The 23558-nt window shown below is 68.2% G+C and carries 23 protein-coding genes and 1 tRNA gene; 15 read left to right on the top strand and 9 right to left on the bottom strand.

The features are described 5' to 3' along the window. The first annotated feature begins 4 nt into the window (after positions 1–4). From AC3ZJJ_RS10195 to AC3ZJJ_RS10165, 7 genes are all read left to right on the top strand, one after another. On the top strand, positions 5–718 hold the full coding sequence (locus AC3ZJJ_RS10195) for a DUF501 domain-containing protein (protein ID WP_489891708.1): 714 nt from the start codon (positions 5–7) through the stop codon (positions 716–718). Next, positions 715–1674 carry a Ppx/GppA phosphatase family protein gene (locus AC3ZJJ_RS10190; RefSeq protein ID WP_489895789.1) on the top strand — a complete coding sequence of 320 codons (960 nt, stop codon included), beginning with the start codon at positions 715–717 and terminating at the stop codon, positions 1672–1674. Before AC3ZJJ_RS10195 ends, AC3ZJJ_RS10190 begins: the two co-directional genes overlap by 4 nt. Positions 1675–1726: 52 nt before the next feature. Continuing rightward, on the top strand, positions 1727–3205 hold the full coding sequence (locus AC3ZJJ_RS10185) for a S8 family serine peptidase (protein WP_489891707.1): 1479 nt from the start codon (positions 1727–1729) through the stop codon (positions 3203–3205). Between the two features lie 43 nt (positions 3206–3248). Beyond that, complete coding sequence (locus tag AC3ZJJ_RS10180; protein WP_489891706.1) at positions 3249–4679, top strand: NAD(P)/FAD-dependent oxidoreductase; 1431 nt, start codon at positions 3249–3251, stop codon at positions 4677–4679. 88 nt (positions 4680–4767) lie between these two features. Continuing rightward, positions 4768–4841 (top strand) — tRNA-Leu (locus AC3ZJJ_RS10175). An 81-nt stretch (positions 4842–4922) separates the two neighbouring features. Further along, positions 4923–5222 (top strand): DUF4193 family protein, encoded by a 300-nt coding sequence (locus AC3ZJJ_RS10170; RefSeq protein ID WP_489891705.1) that lies wholly within the window; start codon positions 4923–4925, stop codon positions 5220–5222. 317 nt (positions 5223–5539) lie between these two features. Beyond that, positions 5540–6790 carry an ABC transporter substrate-binding protein gene (locus AC3ZJJ_RS10165; protein ID WP_489891704.1) on the top strand — a complete coding sequence of 417 codons (1251 nt, stop codon included), beginning with the start codon at positions 5540–5542 and terminating at the stop codon, positions 6788–6790. A 233-nt stretch (positions 6791–7023) separates the two neighbouring features. On the opposite strand, the gene AC3ZJJ_RS10160 is transcribed toward AC3ZJJ_RS10165, so the two are convergent. From AC3ZJJ_RS10160 to AC3ZJJ_RS10145, 4 genes are all read right to left on the bottom strand, one after another. Further along, positions 7024–7809: an ABC transporter ATP-binding protein gene (locus AC3ZJJ_RS10160; RefSeq protein WP_489891703.1), complete on the bottom strand. Its 786-nt coding sequence runs from the start codon at positions 7807–7809 to the stop codon at positions 7024–7026. Continuing rightward, complete coding sequence (locus tag AC3ZJJ_RS10155) at positions 7806–8819, bottom strand: ABC transporter ATP-binding protein (protein ID WP_489895787.1); 1014 nt, start codon at positions 8817–8819, stop codon at positions 7806–7808. Before AC3ZJJ_RS10155 ends, AC3ZJJ_RS10160 begins: the two co-directional genes overlap by 4 nt. Before the next feature lie 65 nt (positions 8820–8884). After that, positions 8885–9865 carry a branched-chain amino acid ABC transporter permease gene (locus AC3ZJJ_RS10150; RefSeq protein ID WP_489891702.1) on the bottom strand — a complete coding sequence of 327 codons (981 nt, stop codon included), beginning with the start codon at positions 9863–9865 and terminating at the stop codon, positions 8885–8887. Between the two features lie 8 nt (positions 9866–9873). Continuing rightward, positions 9874–11148 (bottom strand): branched-chain amino acid ABC transporter permease, encoded by a 1275-nt coding sequence (locus AC3ZJJ_RS10145; RefSeq protein WP_489895785.1) that lies wholly within the window; start codon positions 11146–11148, stop codon positions 9874–9876. Between the two features lie 398 nt (positions 11149–11546). Here AC3ZJJ_RS10145 and AC3ZJJ_RS10140 point away from each other — a divergent pair, with 398 nt between their 5' ends. From AC3ZJJ_RS10140 to ilvA, 4 genes are all read left to right on the top strand, one after another. Next, positions 11547–12365 carry a Bax inhibitor-1/YccA family protein gene (locus AC3ZJJ_RS10140; protein ID WP_489891701.1) on the top strand — a complete coding sequence of 273 codons (819 nt, stop codon included), beginning with the start codon at positions 11547–11549 and terminating at the stop codon, positions 12363–12365. A 99-nt stretch (positions 12366–12464) separates the two neighbouring features. Continuing rightward, positions 12465–13397: an aldose 1-epimerase family protein gene (locus AC3ZJJ_RS10135; protein WP_489891700.1), complete on the top strand. Its 933-nt coding sequence runs from the start codon at positions 12465–12467 to the stop codon at positions 13395–13397. After that, positions 13388–14602, top strand: coding sequence for an AI-2E family transporter (locus AC3ZJJ_RS10130; protein ID WP_489891699.1), 1215 nt, complete (start codon positions 13388–13390; stop codon positions 14600–14602). The genes AC3ZJJ_RS10135 and AC3ZJJ_RS10130 overlap by 10 nt, the downstream gene beginning before the upstream one ends. A 26-nt stretch (positions 14603–14628) precedes the next feature. Next, positions 14629–15879 (top strand): threonine ammonia-lyase, encoded by a 1251-nt coding sequence (gene ilvA, locus AC3ZJJ_RS10125; RefSeq protein ID WP_489891698.1) that lies wholly within the window; start codon positions 14629–14631, stop codon positions 15877–15879. Between the two features lie 90 nt (positions 15880–15969). Here ilvA and greA read toward each other — a convergent pair whose 3' ends face one another. After that, complete coding sequence (gene greA / locus AC3ZJJ_RS10120) at positions 15970–16461, bottom strand: transcription elongation factor GreA (RefSeq protein ID WP_489891697.1); 492 nt, start codon at positions 16459–16461, stop codon at positions 15970–15972. Between the two features lie 224 nt (positions 16462–16685). Beyond that, a complete protein-coding gene (locus tag AC3ZJJ_RS10115; RefSeq protein ID WP_489891696.1) occupies positions 16686–17126 on the bottom strand; it encodes a DUF4307 domain-containing protein in 441 nt (146 codons plus the stop codon). 69 nt (positions 17127–17195) lie between these two features. Here AC3ZJJ_RS10115 and mca point away from each other — a divergent pair, with 69 nt between their 5' ends. Continuing rightward, a complete protein-coding gene (mca, locus tag AC3ZJJ_RS10110) occupies positions 17196–18140 on the top strand; it encodes a mycothiol conjugate amidase Mca (protein WP_489891695.1) in 945 nt (314 codons plus the stop codon). An 89-nt stretch (positions 18141–18229) separates the two neighbouring features. After that, the gene (locus AC3ZJJ_RS10105; RefSeq protein WP_489891694.1) at positions 18230–18520 is read left to right on the top strand and encodes a hypothetical protein; all 291 of its coding nucleotides are present in this window, start codon (positions 18230–18232) and stop codon (positions 18518–18520) included. Between the two features lie 126 nt (positions 18521–18646). Here AC3ZJJ_RS10105 and AC3ZJJ_RS10100 read toward each other — a convergent pair whose 3' ends face one another. The 3 genes from AC3ZJJ_RS10100 to trhA all read right to left on the bottom strand — a co-directional run bounded on the left by AC3ZJJ_RS10100 (position 18647) and on the right by trhA (position 20965). After that, the gene (locus tag AC3ZJJ_RS10100; protein ID WP_489891693.1) at positions 18647–18994 is read right to left on the bottom strand and encodes an ArsR/SmtB family transcription factor; all 348 of its coding nucleotides are present in this window, start codon (positions 18992–18994) and stop codon (positions 18647–18649) included. Beyond that, entirely contained in the window at positions 18991–20208 is a 1218-nt protein-coding gene (locus tag AC3ZJJ_RS10095; protein WP_489891692.1) for an MFS transporter, read from the bottom strand. The genes AC3ZJJ_RS10100 and AC3ZJJ_RS10095 overlap by 4 nt, the downstream gene beginning before the upstream one ends. Positions 20209–20296: 88 nt before the next feature. Continuing rightward, positions 20297–20965, bottom strand: a complete 669-nt coding sequence (gene trhA / locus AC3ZJJ_RS10090) for a PAQR family membrane homeostasis protein TrhA (RefSeq protein WP_489891691.1) — start codon at positions 20963–20965, stop codon at positions 20297–20299. A gap of 184 nt (positions 20966–21149) precedes the next feature. On the opposite strand from trhA, the gene AC3ZJJ_RS10085 reads away from it, so the two are divergent. Further along, positions 21150–21911 (top strand): isoprenyl transferase, encoded by a 762-nt coding sequence (locus AC3ZJJ_RS10085; protein WP_489895783.1) that lies wholly within the window; start codon positions 21150–21152, stop codon positions 21909–21911. Between the two features lie 296 nt (positions 21912–22207). Beyond that, positions 22208–23557, top strand: coding sequence for an RNA 5'-3' helicase PhoH2 (gene phoH2, locus AC3ZJJ_RS10080; protein WP_489895781.1), 1350 nt, complete (start codon positions 22208–22210; stop codon positions 23555–23557). Position 23558 lies beyond the last annotated feature (1 nt).

Genomic DNA, 23558 nt, shown 5'->3' with positions numbered 1-23558 from the left:
GCCGGTGGACAGCAATTCCAGCACCCCGCGCCACGAAAGCCTTGACGCCGAACAACGCGTTCCGACCGAGCGGGATCTCGACACGCTGAGCCGCCAACTGGGACGGCCCGTGCGCGATGTCGTGGAGATCGGCGCGCGGTGTGTGTGCGGCAACCCGCTCGTCGCCACCACGGCTCCACGGCTGGCGTCCGGGATCCCCTTTCCCACGACCTTCTACCTGACGCATCCGGTGATCACGGCGGCCGTGTCCCGGCTCGAGGCGGCGGGGGAGATGGCCGGCATGACCGCCCGGCTGGAGGCAGATGCCGACCTGGCCTCCGCCTACCGCGCTGCCCACGAAGACTACCTCGCGGCACGCGACGCCATCGGTGCCCGCACCGGGACCGGAGACGTGCCGGAGATCGCCGGCGTGTCCGCGGGAGGCATGCCCACCCGCGTGAAGTGCCTCCATGTCCTGGTGGGCCACTCTCTGGCGGCGGGCCCGGACGTCAATCCACTGGGCGACGAGGCCCTGGCCAACATCGCCGAGTGGTGGACCTCCGACCGCTGCTACTGCCCGGGCGCGTGGGACACCACGGGCGAGGCGCCGGCGCGCGACCGGAGCCGGCACGTAAAGACTCAGGCCGGGGACCCCGGAGCCAAGAAGCGCGACCGCGCCGAGGCCCGCGCCCAGCGCGACGCAGAGGGCGCGGCGGCCGCCGACGGCGGGAAGGCCTGATGCGCGCGGCGGCGATCGATTGCGGCACAAATTCCATTCGCCTGCTCATCGCGGACGTCACCCACGACGACGGCATCACGGTCCTGACAGATGTGGTGCGGGAAATGCGCGTGGTGCGACTGGGCCAGGGCGTGGACGCCACGGGTCGGTTGGCTCCCGAGGCGCTCGAGCGGACGTTCGTGGCCGTCGAGGAGTATGCCGGGCTGATCCGGGACGCCGGCGCCGAAGCGGTTCGGCTGGTGGCGACCTCGGCGACACGCGACGCCTCGAACCGCCAGGACTTCGTCGACGGCGTACACGCCCGCCTGGGCATCGATCCGGAGGTGGCCACCGGCCCCGAGGAGGCCGCACTCAGCTTTGCCGGCGCGGTCTCCGTGCTGCCGCCGGTGAGCGGCGAACGGATCCTCGTTGTGGACCTCGGGGGAGGATCCACCGAATTCGTCCTGGGTGGGGACCAAGGCGTGGAGGCGGCGCTCAGCGTGGACATGGGTTGCGTCCGCTTCACCGAACGCTTCCTGCACGGCGATCCGCCCTCGGGCGCCGAGGTTGCCGCCGCGGAGGCCGAGGTCGCGCGGCAGTTGGACGAGGTCGCGCGGGTCGTCCCGCTGGACCAGGTCGATCGGGTGATCGGCGTCGCGGGAACCATCACCACCATCACCGCGCACGCACTTGACCTGAACAGCTACCAGCCGGACCACATTGATGGAGTCGAGTTGCCCATCGGGGTGGTCGAGGCCGCGGCGTCGGAGCTGCTGTCCTTCACGCGGGAACGCCGCGCCGGGCTCGCCTTTATGCATCCCGGGCGCGTCGATGTCATCGGCGCCGGCGCCCTGATCTGGCGCTCCATCCTGCGCCGGCTGGAAACGGAAACCGAGGGCCGCATCCGCACGGCGGTGGCCAGCGAGCACGATATCCTTGACGGCATTGCCCTGGGGCTGGCACGGCGAAACCTCTAGAGTCCCGCGTCAGCAGCCCGTCATCCGCGCCGACCGAGCCAGGAGGAAGCCAGTGAATCACCACGCCCGACGCTGCGCCGCTTCCCTGGTGGCGGTGGTCATCGCGGCCGGCGCCGTGCTGGCGTCGGCCCCGTCGGCCCGGGCCGATCACGTTCGCGACAGCCAGTACTGGCTCCAGGACTACGGCATCACGGAGGCCTGGAAGGAGACCAAGGGCGAGGGCGTGACGGTGGCGGTGATCGACACCGGCGTCGACGCGGCGCACCCGGACATTACCGGTGCGGTCGTGGGAGGCCTCGACGTGTCGGGAAGCGGCGCGGCCGGCGGCACCGAGCCGATCGGCGCCCTGCCGGAACACGGCACCTTGGTCTCCACCATGCTGGCCGGACACGGGAACAATAAGGAGGCGGTCGCACGCGCCAAGGCCGAGTCCCAGCAGCAGGAGATCGCCTGGAAGAGGGCAGTGGCGGAGGCGAAAAAGAACAAGGAGTCGCCGCCCGCGAAGCCCGAGCCGATCAGCGTACCGAAGCCGGGCGCCGGGCCGGACGGCATGATCGGTGTGGCGCCGAAGGCGGAGCTGCTGACCGTCTCCCTCTGGCTGGGTTCCGAGAATCCCAGTGGGGTGGACGTCGAGGACCAGGTCCCGCGCGCCGTGAAGTGGGCCGTGGACCAGGGCGCGCAGGTCATCAACATGTCGCTCGGGTCCACCAGGCCTGATTGGCCCGCCAGCTGGGACGACGCCTTCCTTTATGCGGAACAGCACGACGTCGTTGTGGTCGCCGCTGCGGGCAACCGCGCCGGCGGCATGGTGCAGGTCGGTGCGCCCGCAACGATTCCCGGCGTCCTGACCGTCGCCGGCGTCGACGAACAGCGGCAGGCGAGCTTCGATTCGTCCACCCAAGGCATCAGCATCGGCGTTGCGGCGCCAGCGGACCCGTTGATCGGGGGCCTGCCCGGTGGAGGCTACGCCGACTGGTCCGGCACATCGGGCGCGGCCCCGCTCGTGTCGGGTGTCGCCGCGCTGATCAGGTCCAAGTACCCGGAGATGAGCGCGCCCCAAGTGATCAACCGCATTTTGGCGACGGCGGAGGACGCGGGCGCCCCCGGCCCGGACAACCTTTACGGCTACGGCCTGATGAACGCCGCCGCCGCGGTCTCCGCCGACGTCCCGGCTGTGGAGGCCAACCCCCTGGGAACCATTGCGGAGTGGATCCGCATCCACCGCCGCGGCAAGGCCGAGTTGCCGACGCAGGCCCCCACGGCGACCCCCCATGCCGAATCCACCGTTCCCCCCGTGGCGGCTCCGGCCGCTGTGGCACCGGACTCGCCGGGCGGAGCGTTGCCGGCCGCGCTGGTCATTGGATTCGGCGCTCTGCTGCTGCTCGTGTCCGGGATCGGTGCGGTCCGGGTTGCCCGCGTTCGCCGCGCCACGGGCGCGGGAAGCGTCGACGACGGGACACTCGCGCAGCACGAGTGGGGAGGCGCGGACAAGCGCCGGGACCCCTTCGACGACCTGCCCGAGGGTCGCTAGTGAAGACTTTCACAATATCCTGATTTGGCGGTAGGATAGTCGCATGCCAAACACTCTCCAGCTTTCGGACCGTCCGCGCATTCTGGTTGTCGGCGGTGGGTACGTCGGCCTCTACGTCGCCATGAAACTGCAGAAGAAGGTCAGGGCCCACGGGGGCATCGTCACCCTCGTCGACCCTCTGCCCTACATGACGTACCAGCCGTTCCTCCCCGAGGTCGCCGCCGGGCAGATCGAGGCGCGCCACGCGATCGTTTCCCACCGTATGCACCTCAAGCACACCGAGCTCGTCACGGGCCGCGTCACCGCGATCGACCACGCGAACCGCAAGGCCGTTGTTGTTCCCACCAAGGGCGAGCCCGTCGAACTCGAGTACCGCGACGTTGTTGTGGCAGCCGGCGCCATCACGCGCACCTTCCCGATCCCCGGACTCGCCGAGGCGGGCATCGGCCTCAAAACCATCGAGGAGGCCGTCGCGCTGCGCAATCAGATCCTGGAGCGCATCGAGACCGCGTCCACCCTCACCGACGCAGAGGCGCGCCAGCGGGCGCTGACCTTCGTGGTCGTCGGCGGCGGGTTTGCCGGCATCGAGACCATCACCGAGATCGAGGACATGGCGCGCGCCGCCGTCGCACAGAACTCCCGGGTCGAGCAGTCGGAGGTTCGCTTCGTGATGGTCGAGGCCATGGGCCGGATCATGCCCGAGGTCACCGAGGAACAGGCCCTGTGGGTCGTCGATCACATGCGCGGCCGCGGCATCGAGGTCCTGCTGAACACGTCCCTGGCGAAGGCCGAGGGCGGAACGCTGGAACTCATCAACATGGCGGACAAGAGCTCCGCCGGCACGTTCGGGGCGGACACGCTCATCTGGACGGCCGGCGTGCAGGCGAACCCGATGGTCCGCTCCACCGACTTCAACATCGAGCCGCGCGGTCGCGTCACCGCGGCCGCCGACCTGCGCATCGTAGATGCCGAGGGCCATCCGGTCGAGGGTGCCTGGGCAGCCGGCGACGTCGCGGCCGTTCCCGACCTGACCGGTGGCCTGCCGGACGGCACCTGCGTGCCGAACGCCCAGCACGCCGTCCGCCAGGCGAAGCGCCTGGCCAAGAACATCTACGCCGTCCGCTACGGCGTGGGCCAGGTCAAGGACTACAAGCACAAGAACCTTGGAGCGGTCGCCGGCTTCGGCGCGTGGAAGGGTGTGGCAAAGGTCATGGGCATCCACCTCAAGGGGGCGCCCGCGTGGGTGGCGCACCGCGGCTACCACGGCATGGCCATGCCGACGTTCGAGCGCAAGTTCCGCGTGGTGGGCGGCTGGTTCCTCAGCCTGTTCTTCAACCGCGACACCACGCAGATCTTCGACCTGCAGACGCCGCGCCGCCAGTTTGTGGAGGCCGCCACTCCGAAGCCGAAGCCGGCGCAGAAGCCGACGGAGCGGAACGCTGATAAGATCTCGGAGCCGAGCACGGCCAAATAGCCGAGAGATCAACGCGCAGCGGGGGCGGAACGGCAGGTGCCGTTCCGCCCCCGCCGTGTGAACGGGCCGCGCAAGGCCCTGACGGCACGCCCCCATAGCCCAATTGGCAGAGGCAGGGGACTTAAAATCCCTGTGTTGTGGGTTCGAGTCCCACTGGGGGTACAGGTTTATGGACCTGCATCCCGGTTTTCCGGGCATGCCGGTCCGCCCAACACATAACGAACACCCACAGAGGAGCTGCACATGGCCCAGGACTACGACGAAATGCGCCCGGACGTTGCCGAGGCGAGCAACGCAACACTGAAGAGCGTCCAGACGATGAACGCCCCGGACGCCCGCAGCATCTCGGCCGACCTGGACGAAACGGAGAATGTCGACGGCGTGACGCTCCCCGGGGGCGAGACCGACGAGGAGCTGGTGATCTCCGTCATTCCCCAGGGGCAGGACGAGTTCACCTGCGGCAGCTGCTTCCTGGTGCGTCACCGCTCGCAGAAGGTCCGCGAATCCGGCGGACTGGCGTTCTGCAAGGACTGCGAAGGCTAGACCGCGGGCGGACACACGCAACAAATACGGGCGCAGTCGACCCTCCGGTGTTTTGCGCCGGGGCGGGTCCGGTGGATCTCTTCGGGAATCCGCCGCCACTGCGTCCGTTTTGGTGTCCGGGGCACACCGGTTCGGCCGGACCCCGCGGGGCGGTCAGCCACCGGCGTGATCTGAAGCACATGTGACCGGCGTTACAAGGATGTAACAAAAAGGCCTTACCCTCGCATCTTTTCTCGACTACTTTCAAGGGTAATCAGGGACCCCTGAGATCTGCGTTACTGAGCTGACTGTTGCTCTTGGTCGAGGAGAAAACACATATGACTGCATCAACCGATGCCCGCTTCGCCCGCGGTGCCAAGTTCCTGGCTGCCGGCGCGGCTATCGCCTTGATGGCCACCGCGTGTGGCGGTGGGGCCGATACGCCCGAGGCCTCCGGAGACTCGGACGCCGCCCTGAAGATCGGATCGCTGCTGCCCACCACGGGCGCGCTGGCCTTCCTCGGCCCGCCGGAAATCGCCGGCGTCAACCTCGCCATCAAGGAGATCAACGCGGCCGGCGGCGTCAACGGCAAGGACGTCGAGGTGATCCACCGCGACTCGGGCGACACCACCACCAACATCGCAACCCAGTCCACCACGGACATGCTGGGCCAGGGGGTGTCCGCCATCATCGGTGCCGCGTCGTCGGGCGTTTCCAAGACCGTCATCAACCAGATCACCGGCGCCGGCGTCGTGCACTTCTCGCCGGCCAACACGTCCCCGGACTTCACCGACTGGGACGACAACAACCTCTTCTGGCGCACGGCGCCGTCCGACGTGATGCAGGGCAAGATCCTGGGCAACTTCATGGTGAGCCAGGGCGCGGCCAACGTCGGCATGATCGTGCTGAACGACGCCTACGGAACCGGCCTCGCCAGCAACATCAAGGGTGCCGTCGAGGGTGCCGGCGGCACCATCGTCGCCGAATCGATGTTCAACGAGGGCGACTCGCAGTTCTCGTCGCAGGTGGACGAGGTTGTGGCAGCCAAGCCCGACGCGATCGCCATCATCTCCTTCGACCAGTCCAAGTCGATCGTGCCGCTGCTGGTGCAGAAGGGCATTACGCCGGAGCAGATGTACTTCGTCGACGGAAACCTCTCCGACTACTCGAAGGACTTCGACAAGGGCACGCTCGAGGGCGCCTACGGCACCCAGCCGGGGTCCTTCGCCAAGGACGACTTCAAGGAGCGCCTGGCCGAGGTCGACGATTCCCTCGAGGTCTGGAACTACGCCGGCGAGTCCTACGACGCCGCCAACCTGGTGGCGCTGGCGTCCGTGGCGGCCGGCTCGACCGACGGCAAGGCCATCGCGGAGAAGCTGCAGGAAGTGTCCGTGGAGGGCGAGAAGTGCACGGACTTCGCCTCCTGCAAGACACTCCTCGATGCCGGCACCGACATCGACTACGACGGCATCTCCGGCCCGATCAGCTTCTCCGAGAAGGGCGACGTGTCCGAGGGCATCATGGGCATTTACCAGTACGACGAGAAGAACATTCCGCAGCCGAGCAAGGAAGAGGCCGGGGCGGTCTAGGCACCACCACTCGCACCATCCGAAGGGCCCGTCGCTGGGGGTAGCGGCGGGCCCTCCGCGTTGTCAGGGCTCCGCGCGTGTCCGGCGCCGCGCGGGACGCCCGGCCGCGGCTGGAGGCCGGAACGGAAAGTCCCCCGGACCGGGCCGGACTGGAGACCACACAATGGCCGCCGAGCCCCAGAGGGGGCACGGCGGCCATTGCGCGGCGCGGCGCCCTCTGGGGCGCGGTTGACTTACTTGTCCTTGTTGGCCACCTTGTCCGCGAGATCGCCGAGGTACAGCTCGATGACCTTGGGATCCTTCATCAGGTCCCTGCCGGTGCCGGTGTAGGCATCGCGTCCCTGGTCCAAGACGTAGGCGCGGTCGCAGATCTGCAGGCAGCGGCGCGCGTTCTGCTCCACCATGATGACGCTGACGCCCGCCCTGTTGATCTCGTGCACGCGCAGGAAAGTCTCGTCCTGCTTCACCGGCGAGAGGCCGGCCGAGGGCTCGTCGAGCAGCAACACGGCTGGATCCATCATCAGTGCCCGCCCCATGGCCACCATCTGCCGTTCGCCGCCGGAGAGGGAACCGGCGCGCTGCGCGCGGCGCTTCCCCAGCTCGGGGAACAGCGAGGCGACGAAGTCGAAGCGCTTGGAGAAGTCCTTCGGTCGCTGGTACATACCCATCTGGAGGTTTTCCTCGATGGTCAGCGTCTGGAACACGTTGTTGGTCTGCGGGACAAAGCCGATCCCGCGCGCGACCAGCCGGTTGGCCTTGAGGCCGGTGAGGTCCTGGCCCCTGACCACAACCGAGCCGGAATGGACCTTGACCAGGCCGAACATGGCCTTCAGGAGCGTCGACTTGCCCGCCCCGTTGGGACCGATGATGCCGATGAGCTCGCCCTGCCGGGCCTCGATGCTGCAACCGTTGAGGATGTTGACCCCGGGGAGATATCCCGCCACCAGATCGGTGACGGTAACGACCGCCTCGGCGTCCTGGGCCAGCGCCGCGTCGGAACTCGTCTGGTGCCTGGTCATCGCTTGTCCTCCGTCGAATCGTCCCGGGTGTCGCCGGGGGCCTGCTGAGTTCCGGCGTCGGGCGCCGGCGGAGGTGGCTCCAGCGGCGAGACCCCGGCGAGGATGCCCGCGTCCTCGGTGCCGACCACGGACTCCTCGTCGGCGGCCAATTGTTCCTCCAGCGCCTCGGTGCCGTGCTCGGAGCCCAGATCGACGTCGTGGTGGGCGCCGAGGTAGGCGTCGATGACGGCCTTGTCCTTCATGACCTCTGCGGGCGGCCCCTCGGCCACCACGCGGCCCTCGGCCATCACCACGACCCAGTCCGCGATGTGCCGGACCACGTGCATGTCGTGCTCCACGAACAGGACGGTCATGCCTTCGCCCTTGAGGTTCTTGATGTGGTCCAGCAGGGACTGCGTCAGGGCCGGGTTGACGCCGGCCATCGGCTCGTCGAGCATCACGAGCTTCGGGTTGGTCATCAGCGACCGGGCCATCTCCAGCAGCTTGCGCTGGCCGCCGGACAGCGACGCGGCGTAGTCGCCGCGCTTGGCGTCGAGCTTGAACTTCTCCAGCAGGCCGTCCGCCGTGGTGGTGATCTCCTTCTCGCGTCCGCGCCACAGTCCGGAGAAGAGGGCCTTGAGCAGGCTCTCGCCGGGTTGCTTGTCCGCGCCGAGACGCATGTTCTCGATGACCGTCAGCTTGCCCATGACCTTGGTGAGCTGGAACGTGCGGACCATGCCGAGCCGTGCCACCTTGTGCGGCGAAACGCCGGCGAGCTTGCGGCCGTCGAACTCCCAGTCCCCGCTGTTTGGCGTGTCGAACCCGGTCAGCAGATTAAACAGCGTGGTTTTCCCGGCTCCATTGGGGCCGATCAGCGCGGTGATCTTGTGCCGGGGAATCTCCAGGTACTCGACGTCGACCGCCTTAAGCGCGCCGAAGGACCGGGCCACGTTCTTGGCCACCAGGATGGGGTCCCGCTTGCGGCAGCCCGGCGCCGCCGGACCGGTCGCGATGGGGCGGGTGTCGGTCATGTGGTTTTCGTCCGTCAGGACGCTGCCGTGGCCTTCCGGCGGCCCGGCTGGTGTTGCGGCGTGGCTCATGCGAATGCCAGCTCCTTCTTGTTGCCGAGGATGCCCTGCGGGCGGAAGACCATCAGTGCCATCAGCGCGACGCCGACCAGGATGTAGCGGAGCTGGCCCGCCTGGGCCGGGCTGAGGAACGTGATGATGTCGGCCTGGATCAGGCCGAGCAGAATGCCCTGCGTCAGCGAGAGCACCACCCAGAAGATCATTGCCCCAATGACCGAGCCGAAGACGGTGGCCATGCCGCCCAGCAGCAGAGCCGTCCAGAGGAAGAACGTCAGCTCGGTGCCGTAGTTGGCCGGCTGGACCGCGCCGGTGGGCAGGGTGAAGATGATGCCCGCCAGCGAACCGAAGATGCCGCCGATGATCAGCGCCTGCATCTTGTAGACGAAGACGTTCTTGCCGAGCGACCGGACTGCGTCCTCGTCCTCGCGGATGCCCTTGAGCACGCGGCCCCACGGGCTGCGCATCAGGAGCATCACGATGGCGGCGCAAATCAGCACGATCGCCCAGGCCACCAGGGTGACCCAGAGGCTGCGGTCGTTGAAGCGCAGCGGGCCGAGGTTGTATGTGCCCGCGGAGAACGGGCTGAGGGCGTAGAACGTCCTTTCGAACGAGGCGAGCCCGTTCGCGGATCCCGTGACCTTGGTGAGGCTGTTGGTGGTCACCACGTAGCGGACGATTTCCGCCGCGGCGATGGTGACGATGGCGAGGTAGTCCGCCCTCAGCCGCAGGGTGGGTATGCCGAGCAGCAGGGCGAAGACGACGGACGAGGCGATGGCCGCGAGGACCGCCACGATGAGCGGCGCGTCGAAGGTGAGGGTCGAAATGGCGAAGCCGTAGGCGCCGACGGCCATAAAGCCGGCCTGGCCGAAGTTGAGCAGCCCGCCGTAGCCGAAGTGCACCGCGAGGCCCAGCGCCCCGAGTGCGTAGGCGGCGGTCTGCGGGCTGACGATCTCGCCGAGCGCGTTGCCGAGGATGGTTGCGAAGTCCATGGTTTCTCCTAACCCACTCGCTCTTTGCGGCCCAGGATGCCCTGTGGCCGGAAGAGGAGGACGGCGATCATAACGAATAGTGCCCCGACGTACTTGAGGTCGGCCTCAAGCCAGATGGTGGAGATCTCCACCATGAGACCCACCAGCACGGAACCGATCAGGGCGCCGAAAACGGTGCCGAGGCCGCCGAGGGTGACGCCGGCGAAGATCAGCAGCAGGATCTGCTGGCCCATGTTGAAGGACACCCCTGGGCGGTAGTAGGCCCAGAGGATGCCGCCCAGGGCGGCCAGCATGCCTCCGACGACCCAGACCATGCGGATCACGGCGTCGACGTCGATGCCCGAGGCGGACGCCAGCGCGGGGTTGTCGGCGACGGCGCGGGTGGCCTTGCCCAGCCGCGTCTTCAGGAGCAGAAGGCCGAGGGCGGTGATGACCACCACCGAGATGATGAGGGATGTGAGGTTGTTCCGGGTGATACCCACCGTGCCGAACTCGATGATGGGGCTCTGCGCCCCCGGCAGTTGTCGGGTGGAGCCGCCGAAGAAGAACTGGATGATGTACCGCACGGCCAGGGCCAGACCGATGGAAACGATCATCATGGGAACCAGTGCGGACCCGCGCTTGCGCAAGGGCCGCCACAGGCCCCAGTCCTGGACATAACCGAAGGCTCCGCCCAGGAGGACGGCGAGGATCATGGCCAGCCAGACCGGCATGCCGGTGGCGCTGAGGCCGAAAGCGGCGACGGCGCCGAAGGTAACCATCTCGCCGTGCGCGAAGTTGGTCAGCCCGGTCGTGCCGAAGATGAGCGACAGTCCGACGGCGGCCAGCGCCAGCAGCAGGCCAAAGCTCAGGCCGGCCAATGCGCGTTCCGCCAGCGTGTCCAGGAAGCTCACCTGGGCGACGGCCGCGGCCTCGCCGATCTGGAAGATCACGCCCACGTTGGACGTGGTGCCGAACTCCACCGTTCGCGGGTTCTGCTGGCCCTCGCCCAGGGGCGCGCCCTCGGGGAGTGTGCTCGTGTCGAGCTCGACCCGGTACGTGGACTTTTCGGGGACGATGATCGCCCAGCGGCCGTCCTCGTCCGTCACGGACTCTCCCGTGAACCCGTTGCCGGTGGCCGTGATCCGCACGCCCTCCAAGGGTTCCTGTCCGTTGCGGAGTGTTCCCCTGATGGCGAGCTCTTGTTCGGATGCCTGTGCCGTGGCCGCGCTCGGGATCTCCGTTGGCGGGGCGGCGTGGGCTGCGGGCGCTGTGGCGAACAGGGATGCCAGCAGCGCCAGCATCAGTGCGCCCAGTAGGCCCCAGCGGGGCAGGCGTCGGGCATGAATCACGTGGTGAACCTCCGGTGTGGGGGCCGTCCCGCCCGGAGGCGGGAATGAACGGTGCGGTTGGGCATGTGAGTTGAATCACTAGTGGGGTTCATCGTAGCGCCCGGATGTTTCCTGCCAGTCAAGTAAATGTTTCCCGCTAGGTCGCAATCGCATAACGACTGTCAAGCCTTGTCACGCAGGTGCGCGCCGCTCCCGCGGTACTGCCGGGGCGACGCGGGTGGTTCCGACGGGGGCGTCTTAGGTCACGGTTTTATGAGAATTTTCGCCGAGCGGACAATCCGCGGATAGATCGGTGCCCCCCGCGCGTTGTGACAGTAGGGTATTAACAACAACCATTTTGAGGAGAACCAATGGCACTCGGGGGCAATCCGGTCTTCAACTCGAAGTCCTTCCGCTCACAGACAAACCCCAACGCGATGGGTGGCATGGCGACTGCGCAGCAGTCGCAGGCCACCATGAGCGCGCAGGAGCTGCAGGACCTCTACAGCCAGCGCTCGGCGGGCCCGGCCGATACCGGGCGGATGTCCTACAACGACGTCGTCACGAAGACGGTCATGTGCTTCGCCGTCCTGGTCGTGGGCGCCGTCGTCGGGTGGCAGCTGCCGGGCCTGATGCTTCCCGCGGTCCTCATCGGCCTGGTGCTCGGCCTGGTCAACAGCTTCAAGAAGGAGCCGTCGCCGGCCCTCATCCTGCTCTACGCAGGCGTCGAGGGTGTCTTCATCGGCGGCCTGTCCGGCGTCCTGGAGTCCATGTACAAGGGCATCGCCGTGCAGGCGGTGGCCGCCACGCTCAGCGTCTTCGCCGTGACGCTGGTGCTCTACCGCTCGGGCAAGTACCGCGCGACGCCCAAAATGACCAAGATGTTCATGATCGCCATGGTCGGGTACCTGGTCTTCTCGCTCGTGAACCTCGGCATGATGATGTTCGGCGTCACCGAGGGCATGTTCGGCCTGCGCAGCGGATGGATCGGGCTGGCGATCGGCGCCCTGGCCGTCCTGCTGGCGACGTACGCACTGGTGCTCGACTTCACCTCGATCGAGGAGGGCGTCCGCAACGGCGCCCCGGAGAAGTACTCCTGGACCGCGGCCTTCGGCCTAACGGTCACCATGGTGTGGCTCTACGTGGAGATCCTGCGCATCATCGCCATCATCCGCGAGATGGCCGAGTAGCCTCGACCCGCAGCAGGAACAACGATGGCGGCGCCCGCGAAGGGCGCCGCCATCGTCACTTATTCCGCGGGCGGAACGCATTGGCGCTAACGTAAGTGCATGATCGAGGATGAACGCACCGCCACCGCGCCGGCCGTTACCGGGCGGCAGTGGACGATCCGCAACGGGTCCGGCGAGGCGACCGTGACCGAACTCGCCGCCGCGCTCCGGTCCTACAGGCGACTCGGAGTCGATCTCGTCGAGCCGTTCGCCGCCGACGAGCTGCCGCCGTCCGGGTCGGGCATCCTGCTGGCCCCGTGGGGCAACCGCATCCGCGACGGCCGCTGGCTGCTGGACGGCAAGGTCCAGCAACTGGACATCACCGAACCCTCGCGCGGAAACGCCACACACGGCCTCCTGCGCAACGCGGGCTACGCTCCGGTCGCCGTCGGGCACTCGAAGGTCGTCCTCCGCGCGGAAATCTTCCCCCAGCACGGCTTTCCGTTCCGCATGACACACACGGCCGCGTACGCGATCGATGCCGACGGCCACCTCGCCGTGGAGCAGGACCTCGAGAACCACGGGCCGGCGCCGGCGCCGGCCGCCATCGGCGCGCATCCCTATCTCCGCGTGGGCGACGTTCCCGTCGAAGACCTGGTGCTGACCGTGCGCGGGGAGCGCCGCCTGGTGGCCGACGACCGCCTGATTCCCGTCTCGGAGGAGCCGGTCGCCGGCGACGCCGACTTCCGTGCCGGTCGGCGGATAGGGGACGTGCGCGTCGACGTCGCCATCACGGACCTCGCGTCCGACGCCGACGGCCTCCACCGCCATGTCCTCGAGGCGCCCGACGGGACGCGGGTCGCACTCTGGTCCGACGGTACATTCCCGTATGCGCATGTCTTCGTGACGGAGAAATACCGGGGCCGTCCGCTCGCGGTAGCCGTCGAGCCGATGTCCGCCCCGGCGGATGCCTACAACAGCGGCGCCGGTCTGGTCTGGCTCGGACGCGGCGAGCACCTCACGGGATCCTGGGGCATCCAGTCATGGCTCTGACCCCGGCCCGCGGGCTGAGGCCCGTCGACGACGACGTGCCGTACGGCGTCCGTATCGCCGCGGCCTGGTCCTGGCGCGTCATCGCGATCCTCTTGGCGACCGGCATCATCGTGTGGCTGCTGTCCCACGTCTCGCTCCTCATCATTCCGCTGATGGTGGCCGCGCTGCTGTCCGGGCTGCTGTCGCCGATCGTGTCCTTCCAGCGGCGCAGGGGAGTCCCCAACGGGGTCGCCACGGGGCTGACCGTGGTGGGCTTCCTCGTGGTCGTCGTCGGGTCGCTGGCACTCGTTGGCCGGACGCTGGCGCGGGGTTTCGCCAGCCTATGGGAGCAGGCACTGACCGGGCTCGCGCAGATCCAACAGTGGATGGCCACGGGGCCGCTCAAGATCACCAACGAGGAGCTCGACGGCTACATAGACAACGCCCTCAAGGAGCTACAGTCCAATAGCGCGTCCATCCTGACCGGTGCGCTCTCTTGGGGAAGCACGCTCGGCCACGTCGCGGCCGGGCTCCTGCTGGCCATCTTCGCGCTGGTCTTCTTCCTCCTCGAGGGTGGCCGGATCTGGCGCTTCCTCGTGGGGCTGATGCCCCGCCAGGCACAGGCGGCCACCGGTGGCGCCGGACGCCAGGGGTGGCGGACGCTCGTGAACTACGTCAGGGTCCAGCTGTTCGTGGCATTCGTCGACGCGGTGGGGATCGGGCTCGGCGCACTGATCCTCGGCGTTCCGCTGGCCCTGCCGCTCGGCGTGCTGGTCTTCATCGGCTCGTTCATCCCCGTGTTGGGTGCGCTGGTCACCGGCGCGCTCGCGGCCCTCCTGGCCCTCGTCGCGAACGGCTGGGTCAACGCCCTGATCATGCTGGCCATCGTTCTGGTGGTGCAGCAGGCGGAGTCGCACATCCTGCAGCCGCTGGTGATGGGCAAGGCGGTGAGCCTGCACCCGCTGGCGGTCGTCCTGGCCGTGGCGGGGGGCTCGATGATCGCCGGGATCGCCGGCGCCCTCTTCGCAGTGCCCGTGATGGCTGTCGTGAGCACCATGGTGCGCTACATCGCCGGCCGCAACTGGGAGGTGGACGGGCCCCCCGCCGTTGCCACCCACATCGGCGGCCCGCCCCCGGCCGCGAGGGGAGGCCACGCCCCGGCGGATACCGACGGAGAGGGCCCGCACCCCTGGCCGCCCACACCCGGACAGGCGGACACGCCATGACAACCACAAGCACAGGAAAGCCGGACATGAACACGAAGACCGTCCCAGTCACGCTCCAAGACATCGAAGCGGCCGCGGAACTGCTGAAGGGCGTCATTGCGCGAACGCCCGTGGAACACTCCCGAGCCATCGGCATGGTGACGGGTTCAGAGGTCTTCCTGAAGTGCGAAAACCTCCAGAAGGCGGGCTCCTTCAAGGTCCGCGGGGCCTACGTGCGCATGGCACGCCTCTCGCCCGAGGAGCGCGCCCGCGGCGTTGTCGCGGCCTCGGCCGGAAACCACGCCCAGGGCGTCGCGGTGGCCGCCGATCGCCTCGGCATCAAGGCGCGCATCTACATGCCTTTAGGCGTGGCCCTGCCCAAGCTCACGGCGACAAAGGACCACGGCGCCGAGGTGGTGCTTCACGGCCACAACGTGGACGAGGCGCTGGCGGAGGCGAAGCGGTACGCCGACGCCACGGGGTCGGTCTTCGTCCATCCCTTCGACAACACGGACATCATCGCCGGGCAGGGAACCATCGGCCTGGAGCTGCTCGAACAGTTGCCGGACGTCGACACGGTGCTGATGGGCGTCGGCGGCGGGGGACTGCTGGCCGGGGTCGCGGTTGCGATCAAGGCCAAGGCCCGCGAGTTGGGCCGCGAGATCAAGGTCATCGGGGTCCAGGCCGAAAATGCGGCCGCCTACCCGCCCTCCCTGGCGGCCGACGCGCTCGTGCCTCTGGAGAAGGTGTCCACGATGGCGGACGGCATCGCCGTTGGACGCCCCGGGCAGCTGCCGTTCCAGATCATTAGGGAGTTGGTCGACGACGTTGTGACGGTCAGCGAGGACGCGCTGGCCCGCGCGCTCGTTTTCCTTCTGGAACGCTCCAAGCTGGTGGTGGAACCCGCGGGCGCCGTGGGCGTCGCCGCGCTGCTGGAGGGCAAGCTGGCCGAGCTCGGCATCGAATCCAAGCAGACGGCCGTGATTCTATCCGGCGGAAACATCGACCCCCTGCTGATGCTGAAGGTGATCCAGCGGGGGCTTTCGGTGGCCGGGCGGTACCTGACCGTGCGGCTGATGCTCGACGACCGGGCGGGCGAACTTGCGACGATCTCCCGCGTCATCGCCGAATCGGACGCCAACGTGACACGGGTGGACCACACGCGGGTCGGTGGTTCCCTCAGCATGGGCGACGTGGCGATCACGATCGACATGGAAACCAAGGGCCACGAGCATTCGGAACAGGTCCTCCAGAACCTGCGGGCGGAGGGATTCCAGCCGGTCGCCGTGCACCCCTAGGCGCCGGCGCCCCGGAGCGGGTCCGGAGAAACGACAAAGCGGGACCGGCCACCCTTCGGTGGCCGGTCCCGCTCGTTGGTTCGGGGTCCGTTAGCCCTTGAAGGGCGTGGCGGAAACGATTTCGACGCTGATGTCCTTGCCGTTGGGCGCGGTGTAGGAAAGCTTGTCGCCCACTTTCTTGCCGTGGACGGCAGCGCCGATCGGGGAGCGCTCGCTGTAGACCTCGAGCCCCGAATCGCCGGCGACCTCGCGGCTGCCGAACAGGAACGTGGTGGTGTCGCCGGCGATGATGGCCTCGACCAGCATGCCTGGCTCCACGATTCCGTCGTCGGCCGGGGACTCCCCGACGTGCGCCTTCTGCAGGAGATCCTTGAGGTAGGAAATGCGGGCCTCGGCCTTGCCCTGCTCTTCCTTCGCGGCGTGGTATCCGCCGTTCTCCTTGAGGTCGCCCTCGGAGCGGGCCTGCTCGATGCGGTCCACGATTTCGGCGCGACCCGGTCCCTGCAGGTGTTCCAGTTCGGCGGTCAGGCGATCGAAGGCCTCCTGGGTGAGCCAAACGACTGCTTCATTGTTCGTGGGCACGTACTTCTCCTTGTAGTGATGGGACGGGACGCTTGCCCGGCCGCAGAACTGCCTTGCTTGCCGGCAGTTGCTCTTGCAAGCAAAGACCCCGCCTGCGAGGTGGTGAACTGGCGTGCTCACCATCAGTGGCGGGGTGGATCGTATTAGAGACATTTTAGCCATTATCTTGGCCAAACCCCAACCGAAGACGCGCCGGGTGTGGCGGCTTGGGCCCGCGGGGCGCCCTAGCGCTTCCAGCAGGAGCTGACGCCGCCCGAGACGCCGAGCGACTCCGTGCGGACGTCCACGACCTCGCGCACCTTTTCGCGGCCGCCCCCCTCGCGCGCCGGAACGGTGATGGTCTTCCAGCCGACGACGGCGTAGCTCTCGTTGAGCACGCGCACGGAGCACTCGACGGTGTCGGCAACATTCTTGTCCACGTCGAAGGTGACGGTTGCGGACGCGGGGGACCGGATGTCGAACGCGAGGTCCTTCGATGTGATGTCCTGCGTGTTCCAGACGGCCAGCAGTCCCGCGGCCGCGACGGCGAGCACGAGGGCGACGGCGATCAGGATATTTCTCTGACGCTTGCCAAGGGCGCGCTTGGGCGCTCCATAGCGATTGGCTACGCTTGACACTGGCGCTCCGTCCGACACCACGGCGGGCGCTGACTGGTGGGAATTCATCCCGTACAGTCTATGTCCTTTCCGGCGGCGGCCAACCGTCCGCACCGGAACCGGAGGGAGCAGCACCCAGTGGAAGAACCACGCATTGTCCCGATTCCGCCGTCCGACGGCCTGCGCCTGCTCGCCGTGCACGCGCACCCCGACGACGAGTCCAGCAAGGGCGCGGCGACCATGGCCGCCTACGTTGCCGCCGGGGCGGAAGTCATGGTGGCCAGTTGCACCGGTGGCGAAAGGGGCGACATCCTCAACGCCGCGGCCGGCGAGCTCGCCCATGCGCACCGGGACCTCGCGGGCCTGCGACGGCACGAAATGGCCGAGGCCGCCGGGGTGCTTGGCATCTCCCACCGCTGGCTGGGATTCGTGGACTCCGGCCTTCCGGAGGGTGATCCCCTGCCTCCGCTGCCGCCCGGCTGCTTCGCGCTCCAGCCGCTCGAGCGGGCCGCGGCCCCCTTGGTGCGCCTCATCCGGGAGTTCCGTCCGCACGTGGTCACCACCTACGACGAGAACGGCGGCTACCCGCACCCCGACCACATCATGGCCCACCGCGTCGCCGTCGAGGCCTTCGAGGCGGCCGCGGACGCGACGCGTTATGTGGGACTCGGCGAGCCCTGGGAGCCCTCGAAGCTCTACTTCGACCGCGCGTTCAGCCCGGACCGCTTCCGCGCCCTGCACTACGGAATGCTCGCGCAAGGGATCGAATCGCCGTACGCCGAACGCGTCGAGGCGTGGGAAAAGCATCCCGATGACGAGATGTTCGCCTGGGTCAGCCCGCACAGCACCACCACGCAGATCGCCTGCGCCGACTTCTTCGGCCACCGCGACCGGGCCCTGCTGGCCCACCGCACGCAGATCGACCCCGAGGGATTCTTCTTCGCCGTGCCGGCGGACGTCTACGCACGCCACTGGCCGTGGGAGGACTACACGCTCGTCACGTCCCGCGTGGAGACGGCCCTGCCGGAAAGCGACCTCTTCGCCGGCCTGCGCCAGGAGGCCGAGGCGGCGGGTCCGCGATAGGATGATGATGCGCCGGCGCCGGCCGGCGCCGCACCAGAAAGAGCCGTTCAGTGAACCTGTTGTCCCAGCTTGCCGCTTCCACAAGCCCCATGCCGTCCGTTCCCACCGGGGACGCGGCCAGGGCGATCGGCCCCGGTTTCGCTGGCTTTGTTGCCACCGCGCTGTTGGTCATCGTCGTGATTTTCCTGATCCGCGACATGGTCCGTCGTATCCGGCGGGTCCGCTACACGGCTCAGGCCGAAGAGCGCCAGCGGGACCTGGTCGAGCGGGGTCGATCCCTTCAGCAGGACGACGACGAGGCCCTGGGCGCGGACGGCCCGCGACGCGCCGGGGATGGCGGGACGCCGGCCGATCGGACGACTGGCCGCGACGGCCTGTAGGCCCCTGCGCCCGTCTTTCCCGCCGCTTTCTTCCGGCCACGGACTCGTTCCGCGCCGGCGTGGGATTCATGTCTACTAGTCGACTAATCGACTCCACGTCAGGCGCGGCACGGGCCTCCGGGCGGTTCAGCGGTGGTGCTCCTCGCCCGTGACCTGGTGGTCCGCCGCGTTGTAGCCCTCGCGCAGGAGCCGCACGAGGTGGCCGTCCGTCAGTCGGTACAACACCCGCCGCCCCTCCCTGCGCGCTTGGACCAACCCCGCAAGGCGCAGCTTGGCCAGGTGCTGGCTGATGGAGGTGCGGGAGGCGTTTGAGGCGGCGTTCAGGCCGCCCACGTCCTGCTCGCCGTCGGTCAGGACCCACAGGATGTTCAGCCGGGTCTCGTCCGACATCAGCCTGAACATGGCTGCCGCGGCGCCGAGTCGTTCGGCGTCCGGCGCCATCCCGTGCGCAAGCGAGGGTGTGGGATCGGTCATGCCACCAGCCTAGGCGCGTCATTGGGGAAGACGACAAGGGCGGCAAGGCCGCCCGCCAACGCCACGGCGAGCATCAGCCATGCGGCCGTGCCCAGTCCCAGCGCCGCGCCGGCGAGGCCCGCGAGCGGATACGTCACGAGGTAGCACGCGTGGGACAGGGAGAACTGGGCCGCGAAGACGGCCGTCCGCGTCCGGGGCGTCGACGCGTCGCGCAGGAGGTTCCCGGCAGGCGTCGACACCATGGACGTTCCCGCCCCCAGCACGGCCCAGCTGGCCAGCAGACCCGTCCAGCCCGCGCCGCCGCTGCCGCCGAGGCTGACCAGCAGCGCGCCCACGAGTCCCGCGGACACCAGAACGGACCCCGCCAGCATGGCCTGCCGCTCGCCGTGGGCGTCGATCCATCTCGGCAGCGCCAGTGCCATCGCCAGTGAGCCCGCGCCGAAGACCGCCAGCGCCACACCCAGTTCCGCGTCTCCCAGGCCGAGGCGCCCCTTGACAAGGACGACGGTGTTGATCAACACGGTGGCGTAGGCGCATGCAACCACAAGGTCGAGGGCCAGCAGCGCCCTGAGCCGCGGCGCCTTGGCGAAGATGCGGGCTCCCGCCGTCGTCCGCCGCCACAGCGACCCCGCCCCGGCTTCCGCCGTGGCGGGCAACCGGGTGGCGGCGACCAGCAGGAGCGAACACGCGAATCCGGCCGCCGTGAGGGAAAACAGGCTGTGGAACGAGACGAGGTTGAGGAGTGCCGCCGCCGCCAGGGGGCTGAGGATGGACTCCATGTCGTAGGCGACGCGCGACCACGCCTGCGCGCGCGTGTAGTCGCGCTCGTCGGGCAGGACCGCGGGGATGAGCGCCTGGAAGGTGGGGGTGAATGTGGCGGACGCCGCCTGGAGCAGAAAGATCAGCGCGTAGATTTCCCAAGCCTCGGTGACGAAGGGGAGGCAGAGCGCGGTCAGGCCGCGGACGGCGTCGGCGCCGATCAGGACGGCCTTGCGCGGCAGGCGACCCACCGCTGCCGCGACCAGCGGCGCGAAGAACACGTAGGCGGCGATCTTAATGGTCATCGCCGTCCCCAGGATCGCTCCGCCCCGCTCGCCGGCCAGATCGAACGCGAGCAGCCCCAGTGCGACGGTCAGGATGCCCGTGCCGAGGAGGGCCAAGACCTGCGCGGCAAACAGCCGGGCGTACGTGCGGTTCAGAAGGACGCTCAGCATGGGACGAGTTTATGTGCGCATCTGTGCACATGTCCAGGGGTCGGGCGCTGGTGCCGGTGCCTCCGTGGGGGGTCTCGGAAGCGGCGGGTTACCGCGTTCCGAGAACGGCGAACATGATGGCTATGTAGTGGCACGTGAAGGCGCCCACCGTGAATAAGTGGAACAGCTCGTGGAACCCGAACCACTCCACGTGGATGTTGGGGCGCTTGAGCGCATAGAACACGGCGCCGGCGATATACAGGGCGCCCCCGACGCAAATGAGCACCGCGGCCGCGGCGTTCGCGGCAAAGAAGTCTCCGATGAACAGCATGGACGCGAGTCCGAGGGCGATGTAGACGGGAACGTACAGCCATCGTGGCGCGTCGGTCCACAGTAGGCGGAAGAGCACGCCCAGGATGGCGCCGATCCACACCATGCCGAGCAGCCAGGCGGCCTTGTCTTGGGGGAGGAGGGCCCACGCCAACGGCGTGTAGGAGCCGGCGATGACCAGCATGATGTTGGTGTGGTCGAGGCGTTTGAGCAGTCGCTTGACTGGCGGCGACCAGTTTCCGCGGTGGTAGATGGCGGAGACGGTGAACAGCAGCAGGCCCGTCAGCGCGTAGACCGCGGATGCGGCCTTGCCCCAGGGGCCGGGGGCCAACACCACCAAAACGATGCCCGCCGCGAGTGCCAGCGGTGCCATGCCGGCGTGGATCCAGCCGCGCAGGTGCGGCTTCAGTTCATCGATCAATGGGGCGTCGCCGCCGTTCTCGCGCATACCCGAATTCTAATCTACGGGCGGGTAACTTGAAGCGCCGCGGTATATTCGCGAGGGGGCATATAGGGCCGGAATCCCTGGGGTCGCGCCGCGTCCCTTCGGCAGCGGGCAGAGTAAGCGGGTAGCGTTGGGGAAGCGGGGTCCACTGTGGGCCGGTGCGCAACATCGGATCGGAGGACGCGTGGTGAGGCTGCCCGGGATTCTCTACCGCCTCTACGGACGCGTCATCAGCAAGGACCTCCCGCCGGAAAAGCTCCCGCGCCACATCGGCATGATGGTGGACGGCAACCGGCGCTGGGCCAAGCTGGCCGGCGCACCGACGTCGCACGGGCACCAGGCCGGGGCGGACAACATCCTGGAGTTCCTGGGTTGGTGCGACGAGTTCGGCATCGGTACCGTCACGCTGTACATGCTGTCCACGGACAACATGAACCGCTCCAGCGACGAGCTGGACCAGCTGATGGGCATCATCGCCAACATGCTCGACCGCCTCGGCGCGAACCCCGGCCTGCGCATCCAGCCCGTCGGTGCCCAAGAGCTCCTCCCGTCCTATCTCTCCGACAAGCTGACCGAGCTCGCAGAGTCGACCCGGGAGGCCGGGGGCCTGCACGTGAACGTGGCCGTCGGCTACGGAGGGCGCCGGGAGATCGTCGACGCGGTCAAGGAACTGCTCCGCGACGAGGACGCCCGGGGCAAGTCGGCCGGGCAGATCGCGGACGAGTTGGACATCGAGGACGTGTCCCGTTACCTGTACACCCGTGGGCAACCCGATCCGGACCTTGTGATCCGCACGTCGGGGGAGCAGAGACTTTCCGGATTTATGACGTGGCAGAGCGCCTACAGCGAGTTCTACTTCTGCGAGGCACTCTGGCCCGACTTCCGGAAGGTGGACTTCCTCCGCGCCCTGCGCGACTTCGCCGACCGCCAACGGCGCTTCGGCTCGTAGCCCGGCGGCCGGCCTCGCACGTCCGGATAGCCGTTAACCCAGATTTAACCGAAACGCCGGTGAGCCGTCTCCCACGGCGCGCGGCGCGGGACTAGTTTTGGGTCATCGGACAGCAACCGGGCTGACCGATCGGAAAGGCCACCCGTTGAGATTGCTCGCAATCACTGGGGAGGCCGGTACCGGCCTCGCGGCCGGTCCGGCACACCCGTAGCGATTATCTAGGGCTCACGCCCTGGTTGGGAGTCATCGTGGCAGCACAGACCCAGTCCGCCCAGCAGTCGGTCCCGGCGGACGGCATGACGGAAACAGTTCCCAACGCGGGCGCGCGGCCCGACACCGCGGAACGGCAAAGCGTCGGGGACAAGTCCTACCTGCTGGACACCTCCGTGCTGATTTCCGACCCCCGAGCCATCTTGCGCTTCGCGGAGCACGAGGTCATCCTGCCGATCGTTGTCATTTCCGAACTGGAGAAGAAGCGCAATGACCCGGAGGTCGGCTACTTCGCCCGCAAGGCCCTCCGGCTGCTGGACGAGCTGCGCATCGAGCACGGCGGGCTGGACAAGGCCATACCCCTGGGCGGCGACGGCGGCTCGCTTCGCATCGAACTGAACCACATCTCCACCGAAGTCCTTCCGGTCGGCTTCCGCGGCACCGACAACGACGCCCGCATCCTGGCGGTGGCCAAGAACTTCTCCGACGAGGGGCGGGACGTGACTGTGGTGTCCAAGGACCTGCCGATGCGCGTCAAGGCGTCGGCGATGGGCTTGCAGGCGGACGAGTACCGAAACGAACTCGTCAAGGACTCCGGCTGGACGGGAATGGCCGAGGTGGACGTCGTCGACGAGGACGTCGCCACGCTGTACAACAACGAGGCCGTGCTGATCGACGCGGCCCAGGACATGCCGGTCAACACGGGGCTGGTCATCCTCTCCAACAGGGGCTCGGCGCTGGGGCGCGTCGGGGACGACGGCCTGGTCCGGCTGGTCAAGGGAGACCGCGACGTGTTCGGGCTCCACGGGCGTTCCGCGGAGCAGCGACTGGCCATCGACCTGCTGATGGACAAGGAGGTGGGCATCGTCTCCCTCGGCGGGCGCGCCGGAACCGGCAAGTCCGCCCTCGCGCTGTGCGCCGGACTGGAGGCCGTGATGGAGCGGCGCGAACACCGCAAGGTGGTCGTCTTCCGCCCGCTCTACGCGGTGGGAGGCCAGGAACTCGGCTACCTGCCCGGCTCGGAGAACGACAAGATGAACCCGTGGGCGCAGGCGGTGTTCGACACTCTGGGGGCGCTCGTGAGCCAGAACGTGATGGACGAGGTGGTGGATCGGGGCATGCTCGAGGTCCTGCCGCTGACGCACATCCGCGGGCGCTCACTTCACGACTCCTTTGTGATCGTCGACGAGGCGCAGTCGTTGGAGAAGAACGTGCTGTTGACCGTGATGAGCAGGATCGGTCAGAACTCGAAGATCGTCCTCACCCACGATGTCGCCCAGCGGGACAACCTGCGGGTCGGTCGGCACGACGGGATAGCGGCCGTTGTCGAGACGCTCAAGGGCCACCCCCTGTTCGGGCACATCACCCTCACGCGCTCGGAGCGCTCGCCCATCGCCGCGCTTGTGACGGACATGCTGGAGGACAGCGGCAACTAGG

The sequence above is a fragment of the Arthrobacter sp. AOP29-A2-19 genome (assembly GCF_058138025.1).
Note: the sequence above shows the minus strand (reverse complement) of the source record. Positions and strands in the feature narration are given on the sequence as shown.